Annotated in this window: 12 protein-coding genes; 4 read left to right on the plus strand and 8 right to left on the minus strand. The window is 65.6% G+C overall.

All coding sequences use genetic code 11. From position 1 onward, the window contains the following. Nucleotides 1-30: 30 nt before the first annotated feature. Nucleotides 31-774, plus strand: a complete 744-nt coding sequence (gene yaaA / locus GFY24_RS35815) for a peroxide stress protein YaaA (RefSeq protein ID WP_309231737.1) — start codon at nucleotides 31-33, stop codon at nucleotides 772-774. Between the two features lie 6 nt (nucleotides 775-780). Here the strand turns inward: yaaA and GFY24_RS35820 are convergent, their stop codons facing one another. The 3 genes from GFY24_RS35820 to GFY24_RS35830 all read right to left on the minus strand — a co-directional run bounded on the left by GFY24_RS35820 (nucleotide 781) and on the right by GFY24_RS35830 (nucleotide 3,338). Next, the gene (locus GFY24_RS35820; RefSeq protein WP_153809539.1) at nucleotides 781-1,575 is read right to left on the minus strand and encodes a thioesterase family protein; all 795 of its coding nucleotides are present in this window, start codon (nucleotides 1,573-1,575) and stop codon (nucleotides 781-783) included. A 201-nt stretch (nucleotides 1,576-1,776) separates the two neighbouring features. Further along, nucleotides 1,777-2,268: a carboxymuconolactone decarboxylase family protein gene (locus GFY24_RS35825; RefSeq protein WP_309231738.1), complete on the minus strand. Its 492-nt coding sequence runs from the start codon at nucleotides 2,266-2,268 to the stop codon at nucleotides 1,777-1,779. Next, nucleotides 2,265-3,338, minus strand: coding sequence for a dihydrodipicolinate reductase (locus tag GFY24_RS35830; RefSeq protein ID WP_153809540.1), 1,074 nt, complete (start codon nucleotides 3,336-3,338; stop codon nucleotides 2,265-2,267). Before GFY24_RS35830 ends, GFY24_RS35825 begins: the two co-directional genes overlap by 4 nt. A 176-nt stretch (nucleotides 3,339-3,514) precedes the next feature. On the opposite strand from GFY24_RS35830, the gene GFY24_RS35835 reads away from it, so the two are divergent. Both GFY24_RS35835 and GFY24_RS35840 read left to right on the plus strand, forming a co-directional pair. Beyond that, nucleotides 3,515-3,994, plus strand: coding sequence for a nuclear transport factor 2 family protein (locus tag GFY24_RS35835; protein WP_153809541.1), 480 nt, complete (start codon nucleotides 3,515-3,517; stop codon nucleotides 3,992-3,994). A gap of 87 nt (nucleotides 3,995-4,081) precedes the next feature. Then, nucleotides 4,082-4,441: a DUF4189 domain-containing protein gene (locus GFY24_RS35840; protein ID WP_194853149.1), complete on the plus strand. Its 360-nt coding sequence runs from the start codon at nucleotides 4,082-4,084 to the stop codon at nucleotides 4,439-4,441. Between the two features lie 7 nt (nucleotides 4,442-4,448). On the opposite strand, the gene GFY24_RS35845 is transcribed toward GFY24_RS35840, so the two are convergent. The 5 genes from GFY24_RS35845 to GFY24_RS35865 all read right to left on the minus strand — a co-directional run bounded on the left by GFY24_RS35845 (nucleotide 4,449) and on the right by GFY24_RS35865 (nucleotide 9,566). Further along, nucleotides 4,449-5,126 (minus strand): NADPH-dependent F420 reductase, encoded by a 678-nt coding sequence (locus GFY24_RS35845; protein WP_153809543.1) that lies wholly within the window; start codon nucleotides 5,124-5,126, stop codon nucleotides 4,449-4,451. 107 nt (nucleotides 5,127-5,233) lie between these two features. Then, the gene (locus tag GFY24_RS35850) at nucleotides 5,234-6,193 is read right to left on the minus strand and encodes a 2-oxoglutarate and iron-dependent oxygenase domain-containing protein (protein WP_309231739.1); all 960 of its coding nucleotides are present in this window, start codon (nucleotides 6,191-6,193) and stop codon (nucleotides 5,234-5,236) included. After that, nucleotides 6,190-6,639: a nucleoside deaminase gene (locus GFY24_RS35855; protein ID WP_153809545.1), complete on the minus strand. Its 450-nt coding sequence runs from the start codon at nucleotides 6,637-6,639 to the stop codon at nucleotides 6,190-6,192. The genes GFY24_RS35850 and GFY24_RS35855 overlap by 4 nt, the downstream gene beginning before the upstream one ends. 5 nt (nucleotides 6,640-6,644) lie before the next feature. Further along, nucleotides 6,645-8,036 (minus strand): cytosine permease, encoded by a 1,392-nt coding sequence (locus GFY24_RS35860; protein ID WP_309231743.1) that lies wholly within the window; start codon nucleotides 8,034-8,036, stop codon nucleotides 6,645-6,647. Nucleotides 8,037-8,051: 15 nt separating this feature from the next. After that, the gene (locus GFY24_RS35865; protein ID WP_153809546.1) at nucleotides 8,052-9,566 is read right to left on the minus strand and encodes an APC family permease; all 1,515 of its coding nucleotides are present in this window, start codon (nucleotides 9,564-9,566) and stop codon (nucleotides 8,052-8,054) included. A 211-nt stretch (nucleotides 9,567-9,777) separates the two neighbouring features. On the opposite strand from GFY24_RS35865, the gene GFY24_RS35870 reads away from it, so the two are divergent. Continuing rightward, a complete protein-coding gene (locus GFY24_RS35870) occupies nucleotides 9,778-10,620 on the plus strand; it encodes a hypothetical protein (protein WP_228566976.1) in 843 nt (280 codons plus the stop codon). The last annotated feature ends 193 nt before the right edge of the window (nucleotides 10,621-10,813 follow it).

The raw sequence follows: 10,813 nt of genomic DNA on the forward strand, positions 1-10,813 counted from the left end.
GATGCTCACAAGGCATTACCGTGTTGGCTCGTGCTGGTGCTGCTGCCTCCCTCCGAAACCAAGTCCGATGGCGGCTCGGGCCGTCCCCTGGATCTGGATGCCCTTGCGATGCCGCAGCTCACAGCGGTGCGCGACAAGCTGGTCACCGAATTGGTCCAGTTGGCCGATGATCCGGACGGTTCGCGGGCCGCGCTGGGGTTGGGTAAGGGGGCTGACGCGGAGATCGCGCGTAATGCCGCGTTGCGCAGTTCGCCGACGCGGTCGGCGCTGGATCGGTACACCGGGGTGCTGTACGACGCGTTGGATGCGCCGGGGTTCACGAAAGCCCAGCGTGCCAAGGCCGATGCGCGGCTGGCGATCGGGTCGGCCCTGTTCGGCGTGGTGCGGGCGGGCGATCCGATTCCGGCTTATCGGCTTTCGGGCGGATCGAAGTTGCCGGGAATGCCTACGCTGCAATCGCTTTGGAAGCAGGTGCTGCCCGACGCGTTGCGCGAGGAGACCGACGGTCAGTTGACGGTGGATCTGCGATCGGGGACGTACCAGAATCTGGGGCGTATCCCCGGTGCGATCACCGCCGCCGTTCTCACCGAGCGCCCCGATGGCAGCCGAACGGTGGTGAGCCACTTCAACAAACACCACAAGGGTCTGCTGGCCCGGGCGCTGGTCCTGTCCCGCGTCGAGCCGACCGATATCAACGGCCTGGCGCGAGTCGTCGAGAAGTTCGGTCTCCGCTGCGAAATCGCCTCCCCCACCGAACTTCTCGTGCTCACCTAGTCTCGGTCAGCGCAGGCCCAGCAGGAGGGTCTGCGTGCTCCGCCCGATCGGCCCCTTCTCGTCGAACAGCCGGGATTCGGCCAGGCCGACACCGGTCCGCTCCGGATAGGTGGCCGCGTCCAGGCAGACCCATTCGCCGACCGGTTCGCGATGCAGCGTCACGGTGAGATCGGTGTTGATGAAAAGGTAACGGTCCCAGTCCAATACGGCACTGACCCCATTGCCGGAGTCCGCCGCGGCGAGAGCGCGTTCCAGCGGGCTCGGCGTCGTCCCCGCGACAATGGGGTGCCGCAACCGAATCCAGCACACGGCGGGGCCGGGTTCGGTGAAACTGCCTGTGATGAAACGGTATTCGATGGCGTGATGGAACCCGACCGGCTGATCCGAAGGGAACCGCACGCTCCCGTGCACCGCGGTCTCCGGGCCGGGCCTGGTCCCGGTCGGCAATACCTCGGCGGGCAACTCCAGTTCCGGTTCGGCGGTACGCAATCGCCAAGCATTGGCCCGCAATACCGGCCCCTGCTCCGAACTCAAGGTGGCCTCGATCAATTCGACGCTCCGCCCCGGTCGCACCACCCGCGCCCGCGCGGTGAGCGGCGCGATCGGCACCGGCCCGAGAATCTCGACCGCGACCCGGCCGACCCGGAACCCCTCCCGAGGCTCACACCGCTCGATCACATGCCCGAGCAACGCCGAAGGCGGCCCGGCGTGCTGCGCCTGCGGCGACCAAGGCCCACGCGTGTGATCGGTGGAATGGAAGACATCGGGATGCTCGGAATCAGGAAGATAGAAGGCGTCCATAGTGATCCGAGCCTACGATGGGCCGCCGGCACGTGGCAGCCGGGCCGACCGGCGCGCCGCGCACGGAACAACGCCGGGCCTGACATGCACCCCGGTCATCCGGCAGCACTCACCCCATCAGGTGAATGTGCACCTTCGGGGATTCCCGGGCGAGCTGAATGGTGTTGGCCGCCAACCTCGGACAACACCCCCGAGCGACTTCTACTGTCCGGCTGCGTGACCGGGGAGCACGCAGACGGCGTCCAGGCCCAGGACGTGGTTCAGGCGGCCGAAGGCCAGCCAGGAGCCCAGGCACATGGAGAGTTCCACTACTTCGGCTTGGGAGTAGTGCGCGAACATGCGGTGCCAGAATTCGTCGTCGAGGTTGTGGTGATCCTGCGCGTAGCGTTCGGCGTATTCGGCGGCCAGGCGGGTGCGGTCGTCGAAGTTCTCGGTTGTGCGCCAGTTGGTTACGTCTTCTTCGAAGGACTCCTCGACCTTTTCGCCATTGCGATCGGTGCGCCAGTCCAAGCAGAAGAGGCAGCCGTTGATCTGGGCGATACGAAGGCGGGCGGCTTCGAATTCGCGCAGGCCCAGGGTGGTGTGGGAGTAGACGGCGAGAGAGAACGCGGCGGCGGCGGTGCCGATGCCGGGGACCATTTCGCCCCATACGTAGCCGATGGGGTCTTTGCCTTCGGGAATGTCGATGATCACGGCTGGTTCCTTCCGAGTGTGCCTGGGCGCAGGGGGATGTCGAGGGCGTCGTAGAGGCCGGGTTCGGCGGTGGCGAGCCAGTCGATGGCGTGCACCAATCTGGCTACGGCGGTGGCGTTTCCGCCCGCGGAGTGGTTACCGTCCTCATCGGTGGCCTGAATGGTGACCTCTATATTCGGGCGGCCTTCGATGATCACGCGGTGTGCGCCCGCGCCACTGGGCGGCATCGGCCAGTCGGTAGCGCAGGAGGCGTGGATGCGGGTGACGTGTTCGATGACGATGCGCGGGCGGCCGTCGATGATGCCCTGTACCTCGAAGCGCACCGCGCCCTGCGTACCGGCTTCGAAATCACCCATGAGGTCGGTGCTGATGGTGGTCTCCAGCGCGCGCCGGTGCACCACCTCGCGAATCTCCTCGACCTCGACGCCGAGCCCGCGTGCGATGAGCCGAATCTGCCCGCCCCACACCATGGTCGGCACCGAGGCCATGAGCATCGGCGGGTCGTAGTCCATCGGCTGCCCCATCCCGACCAGGTAGCGCACGGAATCGGGTTGGTCGTAGGTGGCGTAGTCGAAGATCTCCTGGCAGCGCACCACATCGACGGTGTGGCCGAGCCCGCTCAGGAGCAGCGGCAGGGCATCATTGCCCCAGCCGGGGTCGATACCGGAGACGAAGAGCGAACCGCCGCCCTCCGCAATGGCTTTCAGTACGGGTTCGCGCATTTCGGCGGGCGCGTTCCGCTGGTCGTAGAGCGCGTACAGCGCGGGTGTGACCACCACGGCGCCGGCGCGAATGGCCTGGAGGATATCGGCGAGCGCGTCATCGGGCCGGATATCGCCGGAGGCGGCGTACACGACGGCCTGTGTCCCCGAGGCCAGGGCGGCGGCGATATCGTTCGTGGCCGCGACCCCGAGTTCGGTGTCGAGCCCGGCGAGTTCGCCCGCATCACGGCCCACTTTGTCCGGGTTGTGCACGAGCACCCCGGTCAGTTTCAGCGCGGGGTGCGCGGCGACGGCGCGAATCGCGGCCCGGCCGACATTGCCGGTACCCCAGACCAGGGTGGAAATCATGGCGGGAGCCTAGCAACTGCTTGGTAGGCAGGGAGCGGATTCGGAGACTAATCCTCTGACCCATTTGTCCCATTCCACGCAAGCCCGGGTCCCACTCACCGCGACCCGATACCGAAGCCTGTCCGATCCGCCGGATTCACCATCGCGGGATCGATTGCGCTGTGTTCAAATTCATCATGGATACCATTGCAATGGAGCAGATCCGCGCGCTCAAGCACCGCTACCTACGGACCCTCGATCTCAAACTGTGGGACGAATTCGCCGATACGCTGAGCAAGGACATCGTCGCCTCGTACGGCTCCCCCTCGGGCGGTCAACCGCTCGAATTCACCGGTCGGGACGCAGTTGCCGACTACATGCGCAATGCCTTGAGCGGCAATATCATCACCGTGCACGTGGCCACCCACCCGGAGATCCAGGTGGACGGCGAGACCGCCTCCGGCACTTGGCTTCTGGAAGATACGGTGATAGCGCCGGAGTATAACTTCCTGATTCGCGGCGCGGCCTACTACCACGACACCTACCGCCTCGAAGACGGCGTATGGCGGATTTCGAGCACCGGCTACAAGCGCATCTTCGAGGCCAAGATGGCCCCGGAAGCCCTGCCCGGCTTCGAAATCACCGCGAACGCCTGGGCTCCGAGCACCGCCGGTTAACACCCGTCGATGGCGTTGACGATAGTGCTGTGGACGGCCGAATATCCCTCGGCCGGAAGCACTCTCACGTTCGACAGGCTAGGAAACATGCGCAAGATTCTGCTGGGCACCGCCGGTATCGGATTCGCCGCCACCGCCCTGCTACTACCCGCCGCTCCCGCCTCCGCGGCGGCCGGCTGGGGCGCCATCGCCATCTCCGGCAATGGCGATCTGGGCTGGGCGTTGAACTACGACACCGAGACAGAGGCGAGTATGGCCGCGGAGGACAAGTGCGATTTCGCGGACTGCTCGACCGTCACCTCGTTCACCGGCTGTGGCGCGGTGGCGTACTCGGCGAGCATGAACAAGTACTCCGGCGGTTACGGGCCGACGCCGCTGGAGGCGGAGACTTCGGCGCGCTGGTACAGCGATTCGAATATCGTGCGCGCCGCCGTCTGCAACGACTGAGTAGGTCTCACCGCTCGGCGGCGTCGACCGCCTTGCGGACCGTCTCGGCGTCGGCGGGCGCGGCAGCGTTATCCCAGAACGGTTGTGCCACAGCGTAAGGCGCGCCGTAGACCGGGGTACCGGGCTGGGTGCGCCAGCTGTCGCTCGCACCGCCGATATCGACGGTATCGAAGCCCAGTGCGCTGATCAGTTGGGCCGCAGCGGCTTTCGCCTCGGAATCATCGCCCGCGATCGGCAGCGCGGTGCGATCCGGGGCGTCGGCCGGGCGGCCCAGCACGGCGAGATGCTTGAAGAAGATATTGTTGAACGCCTTCACCACTCGCGATCGCGGCAGATGCCGTTGCAGCAGTGCACTACTGGTGGCGGTGCCCGCCTCCAGATCCGGGAACTCGCCGTCACGCTCCGGGTAGTAATTGTTGGTGTCGATGACGACCTTGCCCACCAGCGGTTCGGACGGCACCTCGCGGTACGCCTTGAGCGGTACGGTCACCACCACGATGTCCCCGGCCGTTGCGGCCTCCTCGGGAGTGCCGGCCCTGGCCCGCTCCCCCAGCTCGCTCACCAGTTCGGCCAGCGATTCCGGCCCGCGGGAGTTACTCAGCACCACATCGATTCCGGCGGCCACGGCAAGTCGTGCCAGCGTGCCACCGATATTGCCGCTACCGATAAGTCCCAGAGTTGTCATGAACCTGGCCAACCGCAGTGCCCGCCGAGATGTTCCCCGCGCGGCTTCGGGAATTCGCCCCCACGGCCGCCGCATGACGACGGCCGTGGGAACTCGCCGGAAAGTCTTCAGCCCAGGGTGATGGCGTCGAGCCGGGTGCGCAGGAACTCCGCGGAGATGACCGGTTCCAGCCCGCCGATGCGTCCGATCGGCGGTTCCAGGGGCGTGACGCGGGCATCGTGATCGAGTTCGTAGAAGTAGATGAGCGAGACCAGATCCTCATCGGGCGCGGTCTCCTGCGGCGGGAGGACGCGATGCCGCCCGGCGGGCCAGCGCTGGCCGCTCCAATGCGCGAGCAGGTCACCGATATTCACCGTCAGCGCAGCGGGGTCGAAGGGTGCGTCGGCCCAACCGCCCTCCTCGGTGTAAACCTGTAATCCGCCCGCGCCGGGCTCACGATCGAGCACGGTGACGGTGCCGAAATCGGTGTGCGGGCCGATGCGGAATTGACCGGGTTCGGGTGCGCCGACATGGGTCAGCGGCGGATACCAGTTGATATTGCAGGTCCAGGTCGGCAGGCTCGCTAAACCTTGAAATGGATTGTGCGGCAACTCGAGTGCGGCGGCGAACAGCGCGAGCAGCTCGTCCGAGAGCACGCGCATGGCATCGGTGTAGGTGGTGAACAGCTCGCGCAGTTCGATCACCTCGTCCGGCCAGACATTGTCCAGGAACCAGACCGAATCGACCTGCGCGTCGCCGGTGCGGGTGTCCGCGCCGATGGCGAAGGTCTCTTTGAGATCGGGCGGGGTCTCGGTGCCCTCGGCATAACCGTTGGCCTCCATCCCCGGCCCGATCCAGCCGCGACCACCGACGGCGGTGGCGTAGCGCTGCTTCACCTCGGCGGGGAGTGCGAAGAAACGGCGGGCCGCCGCGCGCAGTGCGGCCGGAAGTCCTTCCGGCACACCGTGTCCGCGCACCAGCAGGAATCCGGCGCGTTGCATACCCGCGTCGACCTCGCGCAGCACCTGCACGGCATCCGCGCCGCCCGCGCGCCAGCGGTCCAGGTCGACGGTCGCGATGGCGTTCACTCGGCCACTCCGATGTCCTCGTTCCAGAGTTCCGGGCGTTCGGCGATGAACCTCTCCATCATGTCGACGCAGCCCGGATCATCCAGCACCGTAATCGAAACCCCGTGCGCGGCAAGCCATTCGTGACCACCATTGAAGGTGCGCGCCTCGCCGATCACGACCGCGCCGATACCGAACTGCCGCACCAGACCGCTGCAATACCAGCACGGTGACAGCGTGGTGACCATGATGGTGTCGCGGTAGTCGCGGCGGCGACCGGCATTGCGGAAGGCATCGGTCTCGGCGTGCAGACTCGGGTCACCGGCCTGCACGCGGCGATTATGCCCGCGCCCGAGCAGGTTTCCAGCCGAGTCGAACAGGGCCGCGCCGATCGGAATCCCGCCCTCACTCAGCCCGAGTCCGGCCTCTTCCACGGCGGTGACCAGCAGATCTTTCGCATTGATCATAGTGATCATGCTGCCATCGCCTGCCCCGAAATCCGGGATCGATTGAGCAGCAGATAGCCCGCGCCGGAGATCAGGAAGCCGACGAAGAAGGTGATATCCCCCAGCTCCGGCAGCTGCCGCGCCACATAGCCGACGAACTTGGCCTGATTGGAGAACAACAGCACCGAGACGGCCAAACCGATCAGGAAGGCCGCCACCCCACCCCAGTTGGCGTAGGAGCGGTCGTAGAGCAACTGGTCGATGCGCTGACCGCGCCGCAGATATTCATCGGCGAAGACGATCCCCAGCCACGGGCCGATCCAATAGGCGACGATCAGCAGGAACGCCTCATAGTTCGCGGCGGCGTCCGGCAGCGCCCACCAGGCGACCAGGAAACCGACCAGGCCGAAGACCGCCGAGACCAGCGCCCGCTGGGTACGCACCGGCAGTTCGAAGCCCATGGTGACGAAAGCCATTGCGCCCGAATACACATTGAGGGCATTCGCGGCGACCGCGCCGACGGCGATCGCCAGCAGAGTCAGCTTCGCCAGTGCGGTAGGAAGATTCGCGGTGAAGACATCGGTCGGACTGCCTTCCACCGTGGTCGCGACGGTCGCCGACGCGGCACCGACCACGGTCAGCCATACGCACGAAATGAACAGTCCCGCCGAGGCATACAGCCCGGTCGCGGTCCTGGACACCGACGCCGGAAGATACCGGGAGTAGTCCGCCGCGTAGGGATTCCAGCCCGCCGCGTAACCGAAGGCGGTGCCGACGGTCAGCAGGAATCCGCCGATGCCACCCACTCCCCCGGCCGGTGCCGCCGCGCCCAGATCGGACTTGCTGAAGATCACGACCGTGACAATGGCGAACACAATTGCCAAGAGAGGGAAGGCGATTCGCTCGAAAGCCTGCACCAGATTGTGACCGAAGAACGCGAAAGCGGTCTGCGCCAGCACGATAACGATCAGCGAGAGCAGTTTCGGCATACCGGTCAGCGAGTTGAGGGCGAAGGCCCCGCTCACACTATTGGTGGCGAACCAGCCCACACCGCACATGATCGCCATGAATCCGGCGGGCAGCACATTGCCGCGATAACCGAATCCCAAGCGCCCCAACACCATTTGCGGTACCCCGTGCAGCGGGCCGCGCGCCGACAGCAGAAAGTGCGCGACGGCGCCGAGACCGGCACCGACCGCGAGCCCCAGGCTCGCCTGCCAGAAGTTCATCCCGTACACGGTCACCGCGAGTACGCCGACGAAGATCGTCGCGAACTCCATATTCGGAGACATCCACGTCCAGAACAGTTTTCGTGGTGTTCCGTGCCGTGCGTTCTCGGGGATGAAATCGTCACCGCCGGGTTCGACGGCTATGACGCGGTCGCCGTAGGCGGCCTGGGGCTCATCGGTCGGTGCCACTGTCACGTCCTGTCTCTACCGCTCGTGGGTCTCTTCGAGCACGGTGCGGCCCAGCAGCGCGTACCTGGCGGGTTCCTTGCGCTTGAGATACGTCGCGTAACCGAGGCCCGCGAGGATGACCAGACCCACCAGGTACGGGGTCGCCTTCAATACCAACGATCCCGCTTCGGTGCCCGCCGCGGTATCCATATTGATCACGAGCAGCAGCACCACGCCGAGCATGGCGACACCGCCGATGAGCGGAGCCAGGAAGGTCTTGAACCAGTGCCTGGTCTCGGGATGGTTATTGCGGAAGTACGCCATCACCGCGAACGAGCAGACCGCCTGCACTATCAGGATCGCCATGGTGCCGAGCACCGCGAGCAGGGTGTACAGACCCGCGTACGGATCCTTGCCCGCGAGACCGAAGGCCAGCACCAGCACCGCGGCGACACCGGTCTGCAGCAGACCCGCGATATGCGGGGAGCCGTGCTTGGGATGGGTGCGGCCGATGGTGTTCTTGAGTCCCGGAATCGCACCCTCACGCCCGAGCGCATACAGGTACCGGGCGGCGCAGTTGTGGAATGCCATACCGCAGGCGAGCGATCCGGTGATCATCAGCCACTGCATGGTGCTGACCGCCCAGTGCCCGACATAGGTTTCGGTCGGCCCGAAGAACACATCCATCGGATTGGCCGAACCGGCGAGCTCGATGGCCTTGTCCTGGCCGCTGCCGGAGATGGCCATCCAGGAGACGAACACGTAGAACGCGCCGACGCCGAGCACGGCGATCATGGTGGCGCGCGGGATGATTCGCTTGGGATCCTTGGATTCCTCGCCGTACATGGCGGTCGATTCGAAACCGACCCAGGACCAGAAGGCGAAGAACAGGCCGAGTCCGGCGGAGGCGCCGTGGAAGGCGTTGACCGGGTTGATCGGCGCGAGCGAGATACCCTCCGGACCGCCGCCGTGGAAGAGCACCGACACGGCCATAATGCTGAGCACGGTGACCTCGGTGGCCAGCAGCACCACCAGCAGTCGCTCGGCCACCGCGACACCGAACCAGGTACCAACGGCATTGATACACAGCATGATCACCGCGAACACCCACCACGGCACATCCACGCCGATCTGATCGGAGACGGTGTTGTGCGCGAAGTAGGAGAAAATGCCGATCAGCGACGGCTCGAACACCATGTACGCGAACGCCGCGAGCAGGCCCGCCGCCAAACCGACGGTGCGGCCCAGGCCGAACGAGATGAAGCCGTAGAACGCGCCGGTGGCGGTGATGTGCTTCGACATGGTCGTGAAGCCGACCGAGAAAATGCCGAGCACGACCATGGCTATGAGAAATGCCGCGGGCGTGCCTATTCCACTGCCCGAGGACATCATGAACGGGACATTGCCCGTCATGGCGGTGATCGGTGCGGCGGTGGCGATGGCCATGAACACCACACCCAGCAGACCGATAACGTTCGGTTTGAGCCGGGACACCCCGGATTCAGGTGTTTCGGTTCCCTCCGAAAGTACGTTCGTCGCACTCGGTTCCATGTAGAGCTCCTCATCCAGGCAGTCCTGCAGCCTGTGAGGATTGTGCGTTCGATTGTGTTGCCTGGATATGAAACCGAGTTACCAGCAGATACCAACACTGTGATCCAGGACACATTTTTTACATTCAGCACGGTTGCGCCGCAATGGATTTACAGAACGTCGGGCGCAAATCTGACTACAGTTCACTGAATTCAGAAAGTATGGTTTCCCCATGGACAATGGTTTCGCCCGGACCATGTGGCGCGTACTCGAACCCCTGCACGCGGTCACCTACTTCAGCCCGGAGTGCGTCGCGGCACACAAAGCCGTTGGCCTGCGCGGGTTTTGGATGGGTTACTTCGGAGCCCGCTCCGCGCCGCTCGGCACCGCCGGTCCCAATCTGGTCGAGGCCACTTTTTACAACTTCCACCCGTCGATGATCCGCCGCGCCCTTCCCGACGCGTGGACCTTCACCACCCCGGAGGCGATCCTCTCCGCCCGCCGGACCGCCGCCGCAAGTGTCCTGCGCGCGGTAGCTCCGGACATCGAAACCGCCGCCGCTACAGCACTTCCCGCACTACAGGCCGCCATCGAGGCAGCACCCGCGCCCGGGCGGCCGCTCTTCGCCGCCAACCGCGACCTGCCCACGCCCACCGATCCGGTGCAGGCACTGTGGCAGGCCGCCACCACGCTCCGCGAGCATCGCGGCGACGGTCACGTCGCCTGCCTGCTGGCCGAAGGCATCGACGGGTGCGAGGCGCATGTGCTGTTCGCCGCGCTCACCGGCAGCCCGGCCATCATATGGCAGGCCAATCGCGGCTGGACCGAATCCGATTGGGCCGCAGCGCAACAGCGGCTCGAAGCCCGGGGTCTGCTGTCCGGCGATGGGTTGACCGATGACGGGCGCGCTGTCCGCGAGCACATCGAATCTCGCACCGATGCGCTCGCGATGACGGCCTACCAGGGCATTCCAGATATTGCCGAAGCGTTGACCGTCCTCACGCCGATCTCGAAAGCGGTGGCGCACAGCGGCGCGGTGCCCTACCCGAACCCTATGGGCGCGGACCCGGCCTGAGGACGCCGCTGTAGGACGGGGTAGTTACCCAGGTTTGCCCTGGTTTCGTATTGGAGGGGGGTGGCTGACCCATGTGTTGGTCGGTTCGACCTGGTTGGGGTGGCCCCCTTGGATGGCGGAGAAGATCAGGCACTGTGGCTGGGTTGGGTGACGTACCCGGCTTGCTCTTCCGGAGTTGGGAATACATCGTACC

The sequence above is a fragment of the Nocardia sp. SYP-A9097 genome (assembly GCF_009649815.1).
Classification (GTDB): Bacteria; Actinomycetota; Actinomycetes; order Mycobacteriales; family Mycobacteriaceae; genus Nocardia.